Genomic DNA, 18,534 nt, shown 5'->3' with positions numbered 1-18,534 from the left:
AGGCTTCCTCGAGTCGAGGCCCGGTCGAACGACGAAACTGCACATGTTAACGATGGTTGAGAATTTCGCCGGAAACAGTCCTGAGCAAGGCTTATGCCGCGACTGCCTGTCGTTGCAGAAGAGCGCTTCCGTGCGCCGGTGTTATGCCTGCGGCAGCCCGCGTTTGGTGCGACACCCAGAGCTATACCGGCTGACGCTCGCGCATATCGATTGCGACGCTTTTTACGCGTCGGTAGAAAAGCGAGACAATCCCGAACTGCGCGACAAGCCGCTCATTATCGGCGGCGGCAAACGCGGCGTGGTTTCAACGGCCTGTTACATCGCACGCATTCACGGCGTGCGTTCGGCGATGCCGATGTTCAAGGCGCTGGAGGCCTGTCCAGAGGCTGTTGTCATCAAGCCCAATATGGAGAAATATGCCCGGGTCGGGCGCGAAGTGCGCCAGCTGATGCGCGATCTCACCCCTTTGGTCGAGCCGCTTTCCATCGACGAAGCGTTTCTCGATCTCAGCGGTACGGAACGGCTGCACAAGGCGCCGCCCGCCGTGGTTCTCGCCCGCTTTTCCAAGCGCGTGGAAAGCGAGATTGGAATCAGCGCCTCCATCGGCCTATCCTATTGCAAATATCTGGCCAAGGTGGCTTCCGACCTTGAAAAGCCGCGCGGCTTTTCCGTGATAGGAGAAGCTGAAGCGCTCGATTTTCTGCGCGATAAACCGGTGAGCATGATCTGGGGCGTCGGCAAGGCATTTGCGGCCAAGCTGCAAAGCGATGGCATCCGTAGCATCGGCCAGCTCCAGACCATGGATAAAGGCGCGCTGATGAAGGCCTACGGCACGATGGGCCAGCGTCTTTATCGCCTGTCACGGGGACAGGACAGCCGGCGTGTCGAGCCTGAACACGATATGAAAAGCGTTTCGGCGGAAACCACCTTCAACACCGATCTTTCCACGGCTGCCGATCTGGTTCCTGTTTTGCGCGCGCTTGCCGAAAAAGTATCGCGTCGCCTGAAAGCGGGTGAAATTGCCGGACGCACCGTCATCCTCAAGCTCAAGACGCAGGACTTCAAGCTGCGCACCCGCAATCGCCAGCTTTCGGACCCGACCCAGCTGGCCGACCGTATTTTTCGCCATGGATTGCAGCTTCTGGAAAAGGAGCTCGACGGCACAAAATTCCGGCTGCTTGGGATTGGCGTCAGCGAGCTTTCATCGAGCGACCGCGCCGATCCGCCCGATCTGGTGGACACGCAAGCCACCAAACGCGCCGTGGCAGAAACCGCCATTGACCGGCTGCGCAACAAGTTTGGGCTGAACGCGGTCGAGACCGGCTATACATTCTCGAAAGGCAACCTCGCCCGCACGCAGACACCGCTTGACCGCGACGATGAGGACTGAGCGGATTGCCGCCTGAGTGGCATCCAGTCCACTATGCATGGTGAGTAAACCACTTGTTTCAGCGCGAGACTTGCGGTTCAATTCCGGTGAATATGCTCATGGAGGGTAAAATGCTCACGGGACCTTTATGCCGAGCGGGCCGCGCACTGGTTGAGATTTCTCGGGATAATCTCGCCAAGCTGTCGAAGGTTGACGGATCGGTCATCGAAGATTTTGAACGCAAAATCGACAAACCGTCAGCCGAAACGATCAACAAGTTGCAAAGCGCTTTGGAAGACCTCGGCGCAGTTTTTATCCCGGAAGACGAACGCGGGGTTGGCGTTCGCTTGAAATTCACCGCCTCAGAAGCCAAACGCATAGCTATCCTCGAGGGCGAAGGCGGTATAATAGCCCAGGATGACGTCACCTGATAAATGGTGATCTGGCCCTTCGAAGAGCCGTTTGAACGGCAAATGCCCCGGAGGCAGAACAAACTCTCTGGCAAGAGAGCGCAAATGAGCGTCTGCCCCGCGAAAACGGGGCAAATCACTCAACTGCCGAAAACGGACCTTCCGCTGGCGAGGCCCGATCCCGAACTGGTCGTAGATCCGCCCCGGCTCTTGCCTGCAGCAATAATGACACCGGTTGATTTATTGGACTTCACCATCTGGGTGGTTACGTTTCCGTTCGTCGGCACGGCCGCAAATGCAGTTCCTGCCGTCATGAATGCACCAACTGCTAACAAAACTATGGTTTTCATCATTTCCTCCTTCGCTGGCTTCACCAGCTAGACGCCGAATAATGGGAGATCATGCCGACGTGTTACATAATCCCCAGGGAGGTAACGCTATAATTGCCAGCGGCGCTATACGGCACTTGTCGTATTTCGGCAAAAGAATCCCGTAGTTTCGGCGCGAGAGAAAGCCCAGTTATTGGGGCTGATCGCGAAACTCGATGCATACCCTCGCTCAAACGGTGCGGACATTCCACTTTATCTGCAAAACATTTGCCCTTATCCGGGCGGCCGCGCTCGCTTGTCTGTCTCGAGCAACTTTGGGGTGCTCGTTATGATTTGACGCACCTCTGCGACTGCCATTAACCCAAAATGAAAAGAGCGGCTATCGAGCCGCTCTTTCAGGTTAGGTTACTTAGCCCAGCGGCCTTCGTACTTAAACTCCGCGGCCTTTTCGAGCTGTTCCTTGGTGGCATTCATCTTTGCCGACCATTTCTTGTCATTCTCAGAATAGACAATATCGATCGCATCCGGGTCCACAACGACATATTTTTCGCCAACCCCCAGGAACCCGCCAACCGACAAGATATAGCCTTCCACATCACCGTCGCCCATAACCACATCCTGGATTTTACCAATGCTTTCATCATTGGCGTTCGTGACGTCGAGATTCAGTATATTACTTGTAATAACGTCGGTTGGCTTTGCCGTAACGAAAGATTCTTCTTGTGTTGCGGTAGCACTCTGCGCATTTGCGTAAGAAACGAGTGCGGCAGTTGCAACAGCAGCGAGCAAAATACGACGCATATTATATTCTCCATTCTTATTGGATAGTTCCGAATATATAATGCTGCTGCTCTGTTTTTGGTTCCGTCCCACCTAGAATTAATTTCTACTTCCTTTGGGATTATCAATCCGCCAAGGGAGCTCGTGGGTGAAGCCGTTTAGCACATCGGCTTTCCATATCTGCCCAGAAGAATGAGGATCGCCAGCCAGCCCATAGCGAGCAGTTCACGTCAGCCGAAGCCGGCAAGGCTGAGTGCACCCATTCTGAACACGCGTGACGGGCTCGGCATGCTGTTTCGAAAATAAAGTGAGACGGAATGGAACATCAATTATCGGATATGGTAGGCGTGAAAAGTAAACAGGCTGCCACACCATGTAAAATTACCATTTAAAAACAATAACTTACAGTAATTGCGATAATTAGATGGAGGCCTCGCCCGGAATCGAACCGGGGTGCAAGGATTTGCAGTCCTCTGCGTAACCACTCCGCCACGAGGCCTTCCTGAGAGCGTTTCCAAATCAATTGGTTTGGCTCTGCGCAGTTCCAATATTGATCCCTGCCCAGTTCGTCAAGCGATTCGAGCCTCTTGTGTAAAAAATCCTTGGTGTTTTCTCTCAGCCCGCGAAAGAGCGGATTAGGCGAGCCTGATCGACGAATTTTAGAACCTTACGATTTGTTAACGCAATGGAAAGGACAGGCTGTGCAACAATAAGCCCATGAGACAGGCCTCGACATGGAGACGAGTGAAGCACACGGTCTGCTTCGTTATGCGCGTGGCTATGCTGGCCGCCCCCATTCTGCTGGCACTGGCGGCCTTGATAATGGTGACCAATCCAGACGGCGACAGGCCGCCGGTGCCTGACAAGGGTGTTTCAGGCGCAACCGCGCCGACTGGCAACTGATCGCCGCCGGGCAATCTGGCGTTACAAATAGCAGCAGCGGATTCCTGCCGATTTTACGGTGTAACTCTGTTCTGTCATCATCCGCCGATGATCTTTCTGACGTCTGCTTCGAGCAAAAAGGGCGCCGTAGCGCCCTCTCTCATTTGACGACGTGCCAGACGCCCCCCTTACCGTCGCCTTTAGCGTCGCCCATCTTCATGTCATCATGGTAGCGATAAAGCGGCATTCCTTTATAAGCCCACATATCCTTTCCGTCCGTCGCTTTGACGACGGAAAAGTCACCATCGGATTTTGCGCCTTTTTCGGCGTGAAATGCAGGCCACATTTTCAGGCATTTGGCATCGCAGGACGATTTACCGCCCTCATCCTTATCAAAAGTATAAAGCGTCATGCCCTTCGGCGTCGTCAGTATTTTGCCAGACTGGCTATCCATCATTTTGGCGGGTTCGGCTGCAAATGCGCCAGCCGTCGATAGCGCGATCAATCCGACCGCTAGAAACATCGTTTTCACGGCATATCCTCCTTGGTTCGGAAGACAGGCATATGATCATTATAGTTCCGCCTGTTCTTTCCATTCAGGAGTGTGCGCTCCGTTGCAGCCCGAAATATGGCGCGGCGAGTGAGAGCCGAAGAATCAATTTGCGGCAGGAACCGGACAGCTGAGATCGCCCTCTTCGCAGCTTAGGTAAGTCCGCAGTTGTTTATTGCGCTGCACGGTCAGGTCGGTTTTGCAGCTGGCGACAAGCATCGGATAGATGCTGCCGCCCGAAGAATTCCCCGCATTGAAGCCACATTCGGCATCCCTGAAGGCAATCCATGCACGCTGTGCTTTGATAAACCGCGCCTTTCCATCCGCATCATCGGCAAGACGCTTCTGGATTTCCTTGAAGCTGGCATTGAGCTTCTTGTCGGCAGCAGAAAAATCATCACCTGCGCATTGGGTCATCGTGGCCTGATCTTGCGCATCGGCGCATTTTTTGGATGCCGCAGTCGCCGGCAAACAAAAAAGAAACGAAACGAGACCGATAGCAGCAAGCCGTAGCATCAATAATCTCCCAAGCGCAGAAAAACCTTCTCTAGAGTGTATAGTCTTTTCAGCTTTAAATGCATCCGAAACCGCTAATATAGGCCACACAATAAAAATAGGCGGATCATCTGCTGGCTATGAATGATCAAGCGCCATCATCTGTAGCTTTTCTTTCAATCCAATCGCGCGCAGCCTGCCAGCTGCCGAACGCCTGACGCTGGTTGTGCAGCGCGTAGGCGATCCAGCGTTCCTCGGGGTTTTCGCTCTCTTCGGGCATGATTGTGCCGATACGATTACCATAACTGTCCTGCACAGGATAAATCATCGAATCTCCCTCCCTGAGTTTCCGCGTCGGCGTCAGTTGCTGGCCGACCTTTCTGTTTATTGTTTGTGCACTCGATTGCCAGCGCCAAACGAGCAGCTATTATTGGCTCCACTATTCACGGCCTAGGCGGAGGCATAAACAATGCTCACTACGTTTATAGAATTTCCTACCTATACCGCCTTTTTGTTTTTCATAGCTTTTGCCATTATACTGTTCGCTATCGGTTATTCTGCGCTACGATATCTCAATAGGCACGCCAAGCACGACATTTTTTCCATACCGGCACCGGCATTTCTCGGAACGATTGGAACCGCATGGGCGCTTTCAATGGGCTTCGTGGCTGCCGATGCATGGTCCCTCAATTCCCGCGCCGATTTTTCGGTCAGTAAGGAGCGCTCTGCCATCCATCGGCTGCTGGACACGGCAAGCCCATCGGTTTTCGATAATGAGGAACTAAAGGCTGCTGTGCTCAACTATCGTTCCATCGTGGTCAACGAGGAATGGGGGCATCAGAACAATACGGTTTCTACATTGGAAGTGGATCAGGCGATCTTGGAAATTCGTGCAATCGTCCAAAAGATTGCGCTTTCGGGACTGCCCGGCCCGATCGTCTCACAGCTCGTCAATGATTTCGACGAACTTCAGGATGCCCGCAATGAACGGCTCGCCGTGGCGAGCGCATCGATAGACGAGTCCAAGTGGTATCTCGTCCTGTTCCTGACCGTGCTGACAGCCATCACGATTGCTTCGGTCAATGCCGACCGGCCGCTTGCCGGACGGCGCGCCCTGGTCCTCTATGTGCTCACAGCCACGATCAGTCTTTGGATATTGGCCAGCCACGCAAATCCCTACGTGGGCATGGGCGACCTCAAGCCGGACCTGCTCTTCTCCGCACAAAGACATTCTGCGACCCTAACGCAACCCGCAGGATCGTGAACCGCCCCTATCGGTAATTGGGCTCAGAAATCGAGAGGACGCTCTCCTGTGCCTGCCCTATGCTGCGCTGCCGCCCAATGCATCGCTGCTGCGGAGTGATTCGCCCCTTGCGCACGACGATTTCAATATGGAGGAGTTTGCTCCGACCAGACGGGGAAGCGTCGTGCAGTCAAGCGTCATCGCTAATGAAATGCTCGAACAGTTTAATACAAGTGTCTGAGATAATAGCAACTTCATGAAATGAAGTGGCTCCCCGGGCCGGATTCGAACCAGCGACCAACCGGTTAACAGCCGGTTGCTCTACCACTGAGCTACCGGGGAACAGGTGCTCGTTGCGTCAGCGATGTGGCGTATAGCAAAAGGATTTCGGGTTTGCAAAGGGCAAAATCATATTTCTTCCAACTTTTTGCATTCGCCTCTCGAAACCCTATATTCTCTGGGACATTTAGACGTAAAAAATTGCAGCAGCAGTGGAGAGACCAGGTCCAGTGAACGAAGAAACGAACTCCAAAGCCCCTCGTAAGGTCATTTTGATTCTTGGCCAACGAATCCCGATTCCTCAATCGGTGATGATGCGACGTATGTTGGGCGGTACTCTGGTGGCCGGAGGCGCACTGGGTTTTCTTCCTGTGCTGGGTTTCTGGATGCTGCCGCTCGGTCTGATCGTACTGTCTCACGATTCCCACCGGGTCCGTCGCATACGGCGACGCAGTGAAATCTACATCTGGCGCAAATGGGTGCGCCGCAACCCTTCCTGAAATGCAAACGGTGGCATGGGAAACTGATATCTCTCGCCGGGGCAAGCGCCGAGTATTGAACAAAATCAATTCGATGGAACAACATGGCCCGGCTTGAGGCCGGGCCAATCCGAGTCCGTGTATCATTTGATGGATCAGGACAGATTCTTCCGCCGCTGCGCGTAACTGCGCCGCCGGACCTCTCCCGGTGTCAGATGGCGATATTTGCGAAGCGCAGTCGTCATGTGGCTCTGGCTGGAAAAGCCCAGTGTGGCAGCTAGTTCGCTCAAGGATATATCGGTTTCGCGCAGGCAACGCTCCGCTTCGTCAAGCCTCAGTCGCATCAGATATTGATGCGGCGTAAGACCGAAGCTTGCGCGAAAGCAGGTTGCAAAATGGCCCGCCGAGATTCCGATCAAGGATGCCATGTCCGGTACGGATACCTGCTGACGATAGTTTTCTCTGAGATAATTTTCGATCTGGCGGCAGGCATAATTGCTGAGCCCAAACTGCTGTTTGTTGCTGCCCCGGGCAATCGAGGCGTTGCGCACCAGCACACCTGTCAACACCGTACGGAACGCATCCATATAGGTACTGCTCACTTGCGGTGAGACTTGCAGCTCCCCCCACAAGATCTGCGCCAGTTGCAGGCATTGTCTGTTCGAAAAATGGATCGGCGTCCAGCTATGGGCAACATCATCGCTTTCTTCCGCCGAGAAGAAAGATGTGTCTAGCGTCACTGTCAGATGCGCCGTATTTTTAGGCCACACGATTGCGCAGCTCATATGTGCGGGGATGATAAACGTCATGCCCGCCGGGCAGTTGATGGTCTCCTCCGTCCCTTCGAAAGGCTTCCATCTTAACCCACGCACCATTTCGAGAACGATGATGGCTATGGTTTCGAGCGAGTGATACGTCCTCTCGCCCACGTCTGAAAAACCGTAATCGATATTTTGCTTGTCATCGCCACCCAGCGATGCAAGCTGCATCGCGTTGATCACCGGCGACGGATCGTAAGTCGATAAATTCATTGAGTTATTCTTCATGACTATGCTCATATTATCCTCAATCATCAAACCGAAAAAAAGAATAATTATTGGGAGCGCCACGGGTTTAATTGCACGGACTCGAAACCTGTATTCCCCCTGTGTTTTAGAAAATCAAAACGGCCTTCCCTCAAAAACCGTGTGAATGCCGCAAATCAATCTTTAGTTGCAATTGAAAGATTATGCAACCGAATTATTGAAGCCTGACAAATCATGTTGCGGCACCTAACAAGGCTCCGATGTTGCATCCTCCCTTTGCTCTCATTTGCAGCGTCTCATGGAAATCAGGCGGATATAGGGGCCTTTGCACGCCATTGCATTTCTGGGTTAATTGAAAATGGAATTTCACCGTGGGACGTGGTCGCGAGACGGCTCCCTCCTTGACGACAAGCCAATGGCCTACGCACGTGGCGTCCAGTGCAACGCTGCCCACTATGATCGCGATAGCGTCACACAGCTGTAATAAAACCCCACTAAAAAAGGTCCCAACGATGTGGGGCGGCGCATTCTCCATGTTTCTGCATCGGAACTACTTTTGTGCTTGTCGAGGTCTCTTAAAGATGTTTCAATCTAAATTGCACGGCTGTGCAGAAAAAATAAAAGCAGCCGGCGATCCTGGGGAGGAAACGCCTATGCCAGCTTTTCTGGAGGTGGCGAGCGCGCGCGTTCGTTATGGCAATAATGAGGTTCTCAAAGGGGTAGATCTGTCGGTCCGCAAGGGCGAATTCGTTGCGCTGCTTGGATCTTCAGGTTGTGGAAAAACAACCTTGCTGCGTGCAATCGCAGGTTTCAATACACCCAGCAGTGGTGCAATCAAGGTCAATGGCGCGGATGTAACCCGCCTGCCGCCCGACAAGCGCGGCATGGCGCTGGTGTTCCAGTCCTATGCGCTGTGGCCTCATATGACGGTGGCGCAGAATATCGGCTACGGCCTGCGCATCCGCGGTGTCGCGAAAGAAACGATCAAGCAGAAGGTACAGGACGTTGCCAGTCTGCTTGGCCTCGACGCGCTGCTGGAGAGAAAGCCTGCGGCTTTGTCCGGCGGGCAGCGCCAGCGTGTGGCCCTGGGCCGTGCACTGGCTATCCAGCCGGATATTCTGCTTCTCGACGAGCCTCTCTCCAATCTCGATGCGCGTATTCGCCTGTCGGTGCGCCATGAAATCAGCGCCCTCCAACGCCGCTTGGGCATCACGGCGGTTCACGTCACCCCTGATCGCGAAGAAGCGATGGTGATGGCCGACAGGATCGTCATTCTCAACAATGGTGAGATTGCTCAGGCTGGCGCGCCTGAGGAAGTCTACAATCACCCCGCTTCCGATTTTGTCGCCGCCTTCATGGGCGCTGAAAACCTGATCGAACTGCCGGTCTCCGTCAAATCCGATAAGATCGACATCGCGGCGGGCGCGCATAACAAGGCAAGCACCATTCCAGCCGGAAGGAGAAATCTTTCCGATGGCATGGCCTCCGCGCGTTTTCGCAGTGAAGCCGCGCAGCTCGCAAGTCCGGGTGCCGCCCCTAACCGCACCGAACCCGCACTCGTTCTCGCAGGCACAGTGGAGCAGACCAGCTATCCTGGCGGCCTCTGGCGACACATGGTCCGTATTGGCGACCGCCACATCATGGTCGATGCGCAGGAGAGCCACCAGCCGGGATCAGACGTAGAAATCCGCATACCGGAACAGGCGCTGTTTCTGTTCGACAAGTAGACCCGCACCAGTTTTGCCGGGCGGCGTTTCGGCTCGGCCATTGTCAGTGACTTCGGGCTTCATAAAGCCCGCAGCGGCCTAAAATTCCCGATAACGCAACAGGATGCCTCGCATCCCAATCGCAATCCACAAAACCGGAAGATCCGGATTTAACAGGAGTTTTTCATGAGAACGGTCCTGAAAGCAGCAATGGTGCTCGGTCTTACCGTTGCCCCAGCATCGGCCGACGAACTGACGGTGCTCACCGCCGGCGACCAGAATATGGTCGATTACGTCAACCAGTATCTCGGACCATTATTCGAGAAGGAAAATCCGGGAACGACCGTGCGCGTTGTCGGCACCGGCCCGGGCGATGCCGGTTCGCAGAAGATTCTGGAGCGTTTTGAAGCGCAGTCCAAGGCTGGCGTGGAAAAGTGGGATACGGACGTTGCCGTCATCCATGAAAAATTCGCCGGGCCGATGGTCACCGGCAAATTTCTTGAAAACTATCGCGGCAAGATCGAAACCGGCAAGCTGGTAACGCGCAACAATGCCAAGATGGCGCTCGGCACAAATGTTGATGGCTATGTCATGCCGATGTTCAACAGCCAGACCGCACTTGCCTTTAATCCGGCGCTCGTTCCCACGCCGCCGAAGAGCTACGACGAACTCGTGGCCTGGGCCAAGGAAAATCCGAAGCAGTTCGGCTATAACGGCATCAAGGGCGGCGCTTCGGGCGTGAGCTTCGTGATGGGCTGGATCTATGCCTATGGCGGCGACGCCAACAAGCTTCAGCAGGGACCGTTCGAGGAAGGCGAAGCCAAGAACTGGGATAAGGCTTTTGCATCGCTGAAGGAGTTCACCAAGAACGCGACCCTGACGCCCGGCAATGCGGGAACGCTCGACATGCTGAGCCGTGGAGAGATCGCCATGGGTCCGGTCTGGGTGGATATGTTCTATTCGTGGAAGGCCAATGGCCAGCTGCCGCCGGAAATGAAGCTTGTTCTGCCGGAGCCGGGCATGCCTGGCCAGCCGATGCATTATGTGATCCCGGAAAAGAGCGCGCAAAAGGAACTGGCAGAGAAGTTTGTCGCGCTGGCAACCAGCCCGAAGGTTCAGGCTGAAGGCATCGTGAAGCGCTTCAACTGGTATCCGGGTATCGACGCCGACAACGTCAAGTCGGAACTCGATGCAGACACCTGGAACAAGCTTTTCACCGATATCTCGGCAGACGATCTGGCGAAGTTCGGCAAATCCTTCCCGATTGCCCCGTACAACAGTGCCATTCTCGAAGCTTACGAACGTCAGGTCGGCAACTAATAACCGCATCGCCGGATGCGCCGTCTGAGGCGCATCCGGTATTTCATCGTTTTCATGAGGTCTTGAATGTCGCCTAGACTGACAGGTCTGCTGCTGGTCGCCCCTGCATTGGCGATCGTTGTGGTATTGTTCATCGTGCCGCTTTTCGGTGCCCTCACCGGTGCATTTTATGTTTCCGGGCAATGGGGTTTTGGCAATTTCACCAAGACATTCGAGCTTTATTCAAGCGACATTCTGTTCACGCTGCTGATCGTCGTGCTGTCGTCCGTTCTGATCGCGCTGCTTTCCATCGCGATTGGCGGTTACCTGACGCTCGGCTCCAATCCACGAGCCGTCGCCGTGCTGCGGTGGCTTTATCGCTGGCCGTTGTTCATCCCGTTTATCGTCGTCGGCCAGATATTGCGGACCTTCCTCGCCAAGAACGGTCTGATGAACAGTCTCCTGTTCGAAACCGGCATACTGACACCGTTGCAGGCGATGAGCTTTCTCGACTGGCGCGGCATTACGATTGCGTTTGTGTGGAAACAGACGCCCTTCGTCACCCTGCTTCTAGCAGGCGCCATGGCGTCGCTCGACAGGAGTACCATCGAATCTGCCCGCAATCTGGGTGCGGGACGTCTGCGCATCCTGATTGAGATCGTTCTGCCGCAAGTGCGCCAGACGCTGCTCGTAGGGCTTATCTTGAGCTTCGTGACCATGATGTCGGTGCTGTCGGTGCCGCTGATGATCAACGCGCAATCGCCAACCATGATCACTGCCAATATGGCCTTCCGCATCAACGCCTATGGCGATTACGGGGTAGCCAATGCGCTCGGCACGATTTCGCTGCTGATGACCAGTCTGGTGGCGTGGATATATCTACGCCAGACCATGAAGGAGCACGGTAAATGAGCACCGCCTTCGACTGGCGCTGGATACCGCGCGGTATCGTCCTTGGCCTTCTCGCCTTCGCAATCTTCGGCCCGCTGGCCAACCTCCTCCTGTGGGCCGTCGCAGAGCGCTGGTATTTTCCCCATACGCTGCCGCTGCAATATGGTTTCTCCTTCTGGGCCAATGTGTTCTCGCCGCGCGGCAATGCGCTGTCATCGCTTGGAACGAGTGTCCTCATCGCGATCCTGACCGTGGTCGTCTCGCTTGGTCTGGCAATTCCGGCTGGCTATGCACTGGCAAGGCTGAAACTGCCATTTCGCGGCCTGATCCTGCTGACGCTTCTGATCCCACAGGCCTTTCCGAACCTGCCGGTCTATGTGAACATCGCGCAAATGTTCTATTCGTTCGGCCTCAACGGCACGATCATCGGCGTTGTGCTGGTGCATGTCACGCATGGGCTCGTTTATGCGGTCTGGATTGCAACCGCTGCTTTCTCAGCCATCGACAGCGAACTTGAAGAAGCGGCGCGTTCCATGGGCGCATCCGCGCTGAAAACCTTTTTCGACATCACATTGCCAATTGCGGCTCCAGGGCTGCTGGCAAGTGCGATCTTCGTTTTCCTGGAATCGCTGGATGAATTTACCGGCACCTATTTCGTGGGCGCGCCGGACATTTCCACGCTGCCGCTCTTACTCTATACGGCAAGTTCCGGCGGCAATTATCAGATTGCATCGATCAGCGCGCTGATACTGCTTGTGCCGTCGATTGCATTCATGTTCGTTGTCGAGCGGTTCCTCCGCGCCGATGTTCTTTCGAAAGTGGGACGCTAGAAATGGCTCAGCAAGATAACGATGCCAGTGGTGGCCCACGCTTTATCAGCGCGCATGAAGTGGCGCAGGAGGCTGGCGTATCGAGGTCTGCCGTTTCCCGCACTTTCACGCCGGGGGCGAGTGTTTCGGCTGCTACCCGCGAAAAAGTTCTTAAAGCCGCCGACAAGCTTGGCTATCAGGTCAATGATCTTGCCCGCGGACTTCTCGCCCATCGCAGCCGCATCGTCGGCATGATCGCTGCCGATCCAGACAGCCCTTTCCGGGCGCGCCAGATCGCCACCCTTTCCAGACGCCTTGCAGCGCGCGGCAATGTGCCGGTGCTGATCCCGACCGGCCAGCACGGCGAAAACCTTTCTGCCGCCCACGAAGCGCTGTTGCGTTATCGCGCAGAAGCGACGGTGGTTCTGTCGGGGATGCCCTCCTCGTCCTTTGTCGAACTGGCGCAGCGAAATGGCCAGCCGCTCATTCTCGTGGGTCGGACCGAGGCCGGAGCTGACCACGTCCATGCCAACAACAAGCTTGCGGCGGAAACGGCTGTCGATGTTTTCGCGGCGCGCGGCTTCAAAAAACTCGGACTGATTACATCCAATGTCGGCAGTTACAGCCTCGTCGAGCGCGAGCAGGCATTTGTGGCAAAGGCAAACAGCCTCGGCCTCCCCGTCGTCATTCAGCGTGGCGAATTGACCGATTATGACAGCGGGTTCGCCGCCGGTTCCCTGCTGCTCGGCGATAAGGCCCGGGTTGAAGCCGTGCTTTGCGTCAACGATCTGATGGCGTTTGGCCTGATGGACTGCGCGCGCGATGTCTATAATCTCAGCATTCCCGATGATCTGTCGATTATCGGCTTCGACAATGTGGCCGAGGCACGCTGGGGCGCGTATCGTCTGACGACATTCGACCAGAATGCGGAGCGCCTTTCGGCGGAAATCGTTCGTCTGCTTGATGAACGGGAAAATGCGCCCAACGAGCCACCGCAAACGGTTGTGCTGGATATGCCGCTCATTCTGCGCGGCAGCGTGCGGCCACTGAAAACAGATAATGCCAAGGGCGCAAAGGGTTCCTGACCACATGACATTTCATTCTGTCTGGCTGCGCCCGTCGCGTGGCGACCTGCAGTTTCTGGAAACGATCGTGCGCGATCTGGCGCTTCGCTTCGATACGCCGGTTTTCGAACCGCATGCGACACTGATCCCCGATATGGAGCGTTCGGCTGAAGAGCTTCAGCCGCTGGTTCTCAGCCTAGCCATGGGGCGCAAGCCACTCGATATCAGGATCGAAGGTATAGCGGCAACGGAAGCCTATTTCCGTTCGTTCTATGCCGAACTGGACAAAACGCCGCCGCTGATGGATTTGAAGCGGGACACAATCGGCATTTCTGGCCTGGACGATCTGGCGAGTTTCGTCCCGCATGTGTCGCTCGCCTATGGCGTTCCCGAGACGCCGGAGAAACGCGCCGAAATGAAACGTCTTTCAGACGCACTGTCCGGTCGCAGCCTGCGTTTCGACCGCATGGTCATTGTCAGTTCGTCCAGCATGACCCCAATCGACCAGTGGATCGTCAAGAACGAGATTTATCTGGCCGGATAAATCCATGAAAAAGCCCGCCATTACATGACGGGCTTTTCACGTTCAATAGCATTGAATGCGATCAGAGCGGGCGCGGATTGTTGCGGTAAACATCCGCAATATCAGCCAGCACCTCGTCCGACAATTTCAGCTCATGGGCGGCAATATCCGTCTTCAGCTGTTCGACAGTCGTTGCCCCGATGATTACGGATGTCATGAACGGACGCGTCAGCGAGAAGGCAATGCCCATCTGTGCAATATCGAGGCCGTGCTTCTTGGCAACATCGATATAGGCGCGAACGACCGGTTCCGAATGAGAATTGTCGCGCCACAGGCCGCCATCGGTCACCGCCGCGCGTGAACCGGCTGGCACATTCCCGCCGAGATATTTGCCCGTCAGCACGCCTGCGGCGAGCGTCGAATAGGCGAGCAGGCCGATATCTTCCGCCAGAGACACTTCCGCCATATCGAAATCGAAATGGCGCTGCAAAAGCCCATATTCGTTCTGGATTGACGCCATGCGTGGCAAGCCTTCTTCTTCGGCCATACGCAGCCAGCGCATCGTTCCCCAAGCGGTTTCGTTGGAAAGACCGACGTGCCGGATTTTGCCTTCCCGAACCATATCGTCGAGGCCGAGCAAAGTGTCGTGCATGTGCTGCAATTCCGACTTCGCGTCGTTTTTGCTGAAGTCGAAATTCCAGCCCTGTCCAAAATGGTAATGTGAACGCATCGGCCAGTGGATCTGGTATAGGTCAATGTGATCGGTCTGGAGACGCTTCAGGCTGTTCTCAACCGCTTCGCGCACACTGGCGCGGCTTGGTCGCGCGCCACCACGAATCCACTCCTGACGGCCGCCGCCTGCAATCTTGCTGGCGAGAATAACCTTGTCGCGCTTGCCCGAAGCCTTGAACCAGTTGCCGATATAGGTCTCGGTCTTGCCGTAGCTTTCGGCGCTCATCGGAATGGCATAGCCTTCCGCCGTGTCGATGAAGTTGATGCCGGCATCGACAGCAATATCCAGCTGTTCATGGGCATCGGCTTCGGTGTTCTGCACACCCCAGGTCATGGTTCCGAGGCAAATTTCAGTGACAGAGAGGCCGGTACGGCCCAAGGACTTCTTTTTCACGAGGATTTTTCCGGATCAATTAGCCCGCAGAAATGCGGAATGATGTGAGCGGTGAAGTGATAGCCCCGCTTCACCACTCCTGACAACCCTGTCACAAAATATTCAACGATTACAGGAAACGTTCTGCTGAATAGGGCGTGGGATCGATATAGGTTTTCTCAGCCGTCATCATTTCAGCGATGAGGCGTCCGCTTGCAGGACCTAGCGTCAAACCGTGATGGGCGTGGCCGAAATCGAACCACAGTCCCTTGTGGCGCGGTGCCGGGCCGATCACGGGCCGCATGTCTGGCAGGCATGGACGCAGACCAAGCCACGGTGTGCTATCCACGGGCTCGCCAAGCTGTGGCACCAGACGCCGTGCGATCTTCTCCGTCTTTCCAAGCTGGACGCGGTTGGCCGCAGCGTTAGGCGAGGCGAATTCAATGCCCGTCGTCAGCCGCACACCCTGCACCATCGGGGCCAAGACGTAACCGGCTTCCTCATCCACCACCGTATGACCCAGCCGCGTGTTGTTGCGCATGGCGAAATGCAGGTGATGGCCGCGCTTGATGCCCATGGGAATCGGATAACCGAAGCGCCGGAAAATGAGCCCCGACTGCGGGCCGAGCGCCACGACAACCTCACGCGCCTTGACCGGCCCTTCTTTCGTCGTCACCTGCCAACTGTCGCCGTTCTGGGTCAACGTTGATGCATCGCCATGTATAAATCTGCCACCGCGCTGGATAAACAGATCGGCATAGGCCTGCACAAGTCCAGCCGGATTGACCACGGTTTTCGGGTCGAGCCAGTGAATGGCGCCCGCAACCTCGCCCAGAGCGGCTTCGCGTGTACGCAAGGCTGCCGCATCCAGAATGTCATAGGCCAGATTGAAGCGCTGCAAATTGGGCAGACGACGCACCGCGGCATCGAAAGCGGACTGGTTGCGGTAAACCTGCATCCAGCCCTGTTTGCGAATGAGTTTTTCGCAGCCCGCTTCTGCGATCAGGGCGTCATGCTCATGCACGCTTGCTTCGATCAGCGGCAGCATGACCTGCGTGGCAATCTCCAGACGTTCCGGCGACGATTCCCGCCAGTAGCTATAAAGCCAGCGCGCGATGCGCGGCACATAGAACGGGGAATAACGCACATCGGTACGACGATTGGTGGCGTAGCGCAGAAGCTTCCCAAAACCTTGCGGAAAGGAATAGGGAATGACGCTCGAGCGTTCGATCAGGCCGGCATTGCCGAAACTCGTTCCTTGCCCCGGTTCTGCCTTGTCGATCAGACAGACGGAGCGCCCGCGCGCCTGCAAATGAAGCGCAGCCGAAACGCCGACAATGCCAGCGCCTAGAACGATAATATCCTGATTTTGCATCGGTATTTCCGGCATTCTCATTACAATACGCGCCAGCGTTTAGCTGGCGCGTTTCTGCTTGCAGCAAGTTTTGCTGCTCGTCGGGATCAATAAATGTCGAAATCGAAATACTTCTTTACGATGGTGGCATAGGTGCCGTCATCGCGGATTTTCTTGATCGCGGCATTCAACTGTTCGCGCAGATCGTTGTCTTCCTGACGGACCGCAATACCGGCTGCGGTCTGCGTTCCTGGCACGTCACCAAGCAGCTTGCAGCAATCCGCGCCATCAGCCTTCAGCCAATCGACGAGCGGGAACTTGTCCGACACGACGGCATCCAGACGACCGCTCTTGAGATCGGCATTGGCTTCGTCGGCAGTCGGGTAAAGCTTGGCTTCGGCGCCGCCCTTGGCATAAACGTCTTCGGCATAGGTTGCCTGCGTCGTGGAAGCCTGCGCGCCGATGGTCTTGCCCTTCAGCGCTTCGACGTCGACAGAGGTGATCGCGCTGTCCTTCGGAACGGCGACTGCGAGCGGCGTGGAATAATATTTGTCCGTGAATGCGACCTGCTTCTTGCGCTCTTCTGTGATGCTCATGGAAGCGAGAACAGCGTCGAACTTGTTCGACTTCAGGCCGGGGATCATGCCGTCCCAGTCATTGGCGACAATCGTGCACTTGGCTTGCATGGCGGCGCAGAGCGCTTTTCCAATTTCAACATCCATCCCCTGAAGGGAACCGTCCGCAGCCACGAAGTTGAAGGGCGGATATGCGCCTTCCGTCGCGATGCGGATTTCCTTCCATTCCTTTGCCTGCGCCGGAATAACGGCGGCCACAGTGGAAAGGCCAGCAAAAAGGCCAGCGGCAAGGATAGATTTCAGCATGATAGTTTCCCCTTAAATGCTTATTTTTGTTGACTGCTTTGGTTAGCCCGGCGGAGATCCGCTGATTAATGCAGCGCGCGAACCCCATCCGCTTCAGTCTGACTGAAGCACCGGACGCCGCCAACATCAAGTAGGCTTTTGGCGGCATCCGATGATATTTTGAGATCAATAGATGTCGAAATCGAAATACTTCTGGCGGATCGTATCGTAGGTGCCGTTTTCGCGAATCTTCTTGATCGCGGCATTGAACTGTTCGCGCAGATCGTCATCGCCCTTGCGCAGCGCCACGGCGATTTTCGTTTCGGAACCCGGAATGTCGCCAAGGAACTTGCAGCAATCCGCGCCCTGCTTCTTCAACCAGTCGGCAGCGAGGAATTTGTCGGCGGCAATGGCATCGACGCGGCCGCTTTCAAGATCGGCATTGGCTTCGTCGGCGGTCGGATAGAGCTTCACGTCAGCGCCAGCCTTGCCGTAAACGTCATCGGCATAATTGCCCTGCGTGGTGCCAGCCTGCGCACCCACAGTTTTGCCATCGAATGCCGACGGTTCAAGCGAGGTGATGTCCGTATCCTTGGGCACGACAACGGCAAGCGGGGTCGTGTAATAGCGCTCGGTAAAGGCAACCTGCTGTTCGCGTTCCGGCGTGATGGCCATCGATGCAATCACGGCGTCGAACTTGTTGGCCTGCAGGCCGGGGATCATGCCATCCCAATCATTGGCGACGACCGTGCACTTGGCTTCCATGGCTTCGCACAGAGCATTGGCGATATCGAGATCGAAGCCGACGAGCTTGCCTTCAGGCGACATGTAATTGAACGGAGGATATGCGCCCTCACTGGCAATGCGTATTTCCTTCCATTCCTTGGCCTGAACGGGCAAGGCGAGAATGACAGAGGCCAGACCGGCCAGCAAAACTGATTTCAACATGATTTCCCTGTTTCATAGTCCTGTGCAATTCCGGCTGTTGACCGGAGTGCCGTTGCATGAGGCGAGAGTTCGCCTGCTTCTCAAAGCCTTGGCGGTAAGCCCCCCTAGGCCAGATGCACGAAAGGGCCCACCGC

The 18,534-nt window shown here is 55.6% G+C and carries 21 protein-coding genes and 2 tRNA genes; 12 read left to right on the top strand and 11 right to left on the bottom strand.

The annotated features are described in order from the left end of the window. Positions 1–52: 52 nt before the first annotated feature. The 3 genes from JAU75_RS21750 to JAU75_RS21740 all read left to right on the top strand — a co-directional run bounded on the left by JAU75_RS21750 (position 53) and on the right by JAU75_RS21740 (position 2,160). Positions 53–1,390: a DNA polymerase IV gene (locus JAU75_RS21750; RefSeq protein WP_199058618.1), complete on the top strand. Its 1,338-nt coding sequence runs from the start codon at positions 53–55 to the stop codon at positions 1,388–1,390. Positions 1,391–1,443: 53 nt separating this feature from the next. Next, entirely contained in the window at positions 1,444–1,800 is a 357-nt protein-coding gene (locus JAU75_RS21745) for an XRE family transcriptional regulator (RefSeq protein ID WP_371836228.1), read from the top strand. 84 nt (positions 1,801–1,884) lie between these two features. Continuing rightward, positions 1,885–2,160, top strand: a complete 276-nt coding sequence (locus JAU75_RS21740) for a hypothetical protein (RefSeq protein ID WP_199058582.1) — start codon at positions 1,885–1,887, stop codon at positions 2,158–2,160. Between the two features lie 353 nt (positions 2,161–2,513). Here JAU75_RS21740 and JAU75_RS21735 read toward each other — a convergent pair whose 3' ends face one another. Both JAU75_RS21735 and JAU75_RS21730 read right to left on the bottom strand, forming a co-directional pair. Then, a complete protein-coding gene (locus tag JAU75_RS21735; RefSeq protein WP_199058581.1) occupies positions 2,514–2,909 on the bottom strand; it encodes a PRC-barrel domain-containing protein in 396 nt (131 codons plus the stop codon). A gap of 404 nt (positions 2,910–3,313) precedes the next feature. Continuing rightward, positions 3,314–3,387, bottom strand: a tRNA-Cys gene (locus JAU75_RS21730). Positions 3,388–3,632: 245 nt separating this feature from the next. Here JAU75_RS21730 and JAU75_RS21725 point away from each other — a divergent pair. Next, the gene (locus tag JAU75_RS21725) at positions 3,633–3,791 is read left to right on the top strand and encodes a hypothetical protein (RefSeq protein WP_199058580.1); all 159 of its coding nucleotides are present in this window, start codon (positions 3,633–3,635) and stop codon (positions 3,789–3,791) included. A 139-nt stretch (positions 3,792–3,930) separates the two neighbouring features. On the opposite strand, the gene JAU75_RS21720 is transcribed toward JAU75_RS21725, so the two are convergent. The 3 genes from JAU75_RS21720 to JAU75_RS21710 all read right to left on the bottom strand — a co-directional run bounded on the left by JAU75_RS21720 (position 3,931) and on the right by JAU75_RS21710 (position 5,143). Continuing rightward, positions 3,931–4,302, bottom strand: coding sequence for a hypothetical protein (locus JAU75_RS21720; protein WP_199058579.1), 372 nt, complete (start codon positions 4,300–4,302; stop codon positions 3,931–3,933). Positions 4,303–4,425: 123 nt separating this feature from the next. Continuing rightward, positions 4,426–4,926, bottom strand: a complete 501-nt coding sequence (locus JAU75_RS24315; protein ID WP_371836227.1) for a lysozyme inhibitor LprI family protein — start codon at positions 4,924–4,926, stop codon at positions 4,426–4,428. A 37-nt stretch (positions 4,927–4,963) separates the two neighbouring features. Next, a complete protein-coding gene (locus JAU75_RS21710) occupies positions 4,964–5,143 on the bottom strand; it encodes a hypothetical protein (RefSeq protein ID WP_199058578.1) in 180 nt (59 codons plus the stop codon). A gap of 141 nt (positions 5,144–5,284) precedes the next feature. Here JAU75_RS21710 and JAU75_RS21705 point away from each other — a divergent pair, with 141 nt between their 5' ends. Beyond that, positions 5,285–6,079 (top strand): DUF4239 domain-containing protein, encoded by a 795-nt coding sequence (locus JAU75_RS21705; protein ID WP_199058577.1) that lies wholly within the window; start codon positions 5,285–5,287, stop codon positions 6,077–6,079. Positions 6,080–6,325: 246 nt separating this feature from the next. Here the strand turns inward: JAU75_RS21705 and JAU75_RS21700 are convergent. Further along, a tRNA-Asn gene (locus JAU75_RS21700) sits at positions 6,326–6,400 on the bottom strand. A 167-nt stretch (positions 6,401–6,567) separates the two neighbouring features. On the opposite strand from JAU75_RS21700, the gene JAU75_RS21695 reads away from it, so the two are divergent. After that, positions 6,568–6,837, top strand: a complete 270-nt coding sequence (locus tag JAU75_RS21695; RefSeq protein WP_199058576.1) for a hypothetical protein — start codon at positions 6,568–6,570, stop codon at positions 6,835–6,837. Between the two features lie 134 nt (positions 6,838–6,971). Here the strand turns inward: JAU75_RS21695 and JAU75_RS24145 are convergent, their stop codons facing one another. Then, positions 6,972–7,874 (bottom strand): AraC family transcriptional regulator, encoded by a 903-nt coding sequence (locus JAU75_RS24145; RefSeq protein ID WP_247880581.1) that lies wholly within the window; start codon positions 7,872–7,874, stop codon positions 6,972–6,974. A gap of 620 nt (positions 7,875–8,494) precedes the next feature. On the opposite strand from JAU75_RS24145, the gene JAU75_RS21685 reads away from it, so the two are divergent. From JAU75_RS21685 to JAU75_RS21660, 6 genes are all read left to right on the top strand, one after another. Further along, the gene (locus JAU75_RS21685) at positions 8,495–9,568 is read left to right on the top strand and encodes an ABC transporter ATP-binding protein (RefSeq protein ID WP_199058575.1); all 1,074 of its coding nucleotides are present in this window, start codon (positions 8,495–8,497) and stop codon (positions 9,566–9,568) included. A 165-nt stretch (positions 9,569–9,733) separates the two neighbouring features. Further along, complete coding sequence (locus JAU75_RS21680) at positions 9,734–10,867, top strand: extracellular solute-binding protein (protein WP_199058574.1); 1,134 nt, start codon at positions 9,734–9,736, stop codon at positions 10,865–10,867. A gap of 66 nt (positions 10,868–10,933) precedes the next feature. Then, positions 10,934–11,758 carry an ABC transporter permease subunit gene (locus tag JAU75_RS21675; RefSeq protein WP_199058573.1) on the top strand — a complete coding sequence of 275 codons (825 nt, stop codon included), beginning with the start codon at positions 10,934–10,936 and terminating at the stop codon, positions 11,756–11,758. Further along, positions 11,755–12,567 carry an ABC transporter permease subunit gene (locus JAU75_RS21670; protein WP_199058572.1) on the top strand — a complete coding sequence of 271 codons (813 nt, stop codon included), beginning with the start codon at positions 11,755–11,757 and terminating at the stop codon, positions 12,565–12,567. The genes JAU75_RS21675 and JAU75_RS21670 overlap by 4 nt, the downstream gene beginning before the upstream one ends. A 2-nt stretch (positions 12,568–12,569) precedes the next feature. Further along, complete coding sequence (locus JAU75_RS21665; RefSeq protein WP_199058571.1) at positions 12,570–13,631, top strand: LacI family DNA-binding transcriptional regulator; 1,062 nt, start codon at positions 12,570–12,572, stop codon at positions 13,629–13,631. A 4-nt stretch (positions 13,632–13,635) separates the two neighbouring features. Next, a complete protein-coding gene (locus JAU75_RS21660; protein ID WP_199058570.1) occupies positions 13,636–14,154 on the top strand; it encodes a 2'-5' RNA ligase family protein in 519 nt (172 codons plus the stop codon). Between the two features lie 61 nt (positions 14,155–14,215). On the opposite strand, the gene JAU75_RS21655 is transcribed toward JAU75_RS21660, so the two are convergent. From JAU75_RS21655 to JAU75_RS21640, 4 genes are all read right to left on the bottom strand, one after another. Further along, positions 14,216–15,259, bottom strand: a complete 1,044-nt coding sequence (locus tag JAU75_RS21655) for an aldo/keto reductase (RefSeq protein ID WP_199058569.1) — start codon at positions 15,257–15,259, stop codon at positions 14,216–14,218. A gap of 109 nt (positions 15,260–15,368) precedes the next feature. After that, positions 15,369–16,619, bottom strand: a complete 1,251-nt coding sequence (locus tag JAU75_RS21650; RefSeq protein ID WP_199058615.1) for an FAD-dependent oxidoreductase — start codon at positions 16,617–16,619, stop codon at positions 15,369–15,371. Positions 16,620–16,699: 80 nt separating this feature from the next. Next, on the bottom strand, positions 16,700–17,461 hold the full coding sequence (locus JAU75_RS21645; RefSeq protein ID WP_371830817.1) for an ABC transporter substrate-binding protein: 762 nt from the start codon (positions 17,459–17,461) through the stop codon (positions 16,700–16,702). A 177-nt stretch (positions 17,462–17,638) separates the two neighbouring features. Next, the gene (locus tag JAU75_RS21640) at positions 17,639–18,400 is read right to left on the bottom strand and encodes an ABC transporter substrate-binding protein (RefSeq protein ID WP_199058568.1); all 762 of its coding nucleotides are present in this window, start codon (positions 18,398–18,400) and stop codon (positions 17,639–17,641) included. Positions 18,401–18,534 lie beyond the last annotated feature (134 nt).

It is taken from the genome of Ochrobactrum sp. Q0168 (genome assembly GCF_016427605.1).
GTDB lineage: Bacteria > Pseudomonadota > Alphaproteobacteria > Rhizobiales > Rhizobiaceae > Brucella.
This window is presented reverse-complemented; position numbering and strand designations above follow the sequence as displayed.

Bases quoted from the DNA above. Each gene is read 5' to 3' on its own strand.
- JAU75_RS21750 (WP_199058618.1), top strand. From the start codon at position 53: ATGGTTGAGAATTTCGCCGGAAACAGTCCTGAGCAAGGCTTATGCCGC.
- JAU75_RS21740 (WP_199058582.1), top strand. From the start codon at position 1,885: ATGAGCGTCTGCCCCGCGAAAACGGGGCAAATCACTCAACTGCCGAAA.
- JAU75_RS21735 (WP_199058581.1), bottom strand. From the start codon at position 2,909: ATGCGTCGTATTTTGCTCGCTGCTGTTGCAACTGCCGCACTCGTTTCT.
- JAU75_RS21710 (WP_199058578.1), bottom strand. From the start codon at position 5,143: ATGATTTATCCTGTGCAGGACAGTTATGGTAATCGTATCGGCACAATC.
- JAU75_RS21705 (WP_199058577.1), top strand. From the start codon at position 5,285: ATGCTCACTACGTTTATAGAATTTCCTACCTATACCGCCTTTTTGTTT.
- JAU75_RS24145 (WP_247880581.1), bottom strand. From the start codon at position 7,874: ATGAGCATAGTCATGAAGAATAACTCAATGAATTTATCGACTTACGAT.
- JAU75_RS21685 (WP_199058575.1), top strand. From the start codon at position 8,495: ATGCCAGCTTTTCTGGAGGTGGCGAGCGCGCGCGTTCGTTATGGCAAT.
- JAU75_RS21680 (WP_199058574.1), top strand. From the start codon at position 9,734: ATGAGAACGGTCCTGAAAGCAGCAATGGTGCTCGGTCTTACCGTTGCC.
- JAU75_RS21675 (WP_199058573.1), top strand. From the start codon at position 10,934: ATGTCGCCTAGACTGACAGGTCTGCTGCTGGTCGCCCCTGCATTGGCG.
- JAU75_RS21670 (WP_199058572.1), top strand. From the start codon at position 11,755: ATGAGCACCGCCTTCGACTGGCGCTGGATACCGCGCGGTATCGTCCTT.
- JAU75_RS21665 (WP_199058571.1), top strand. From the start codon at position 12,570: ATGGCTCAGCAAGATAACGATGCCAGTGGTGGCCCACGCTTTATCAGC.
- JAU75_RS21660 (WP_199058570.1), top strand. From the start codon at position 13,636: ATGACATTTCATTCTGTCTGGCTGCGCCCGTCGCGTGGCGACCTGCAG.
- JAU75_RS21640 (WP_199058568.1), bottom strand. From the start codon at position 18,400: ATGTTGAAATCAGTTTTGCTGGCCGGTCTGGCCTCTGTCATTCTCGCC.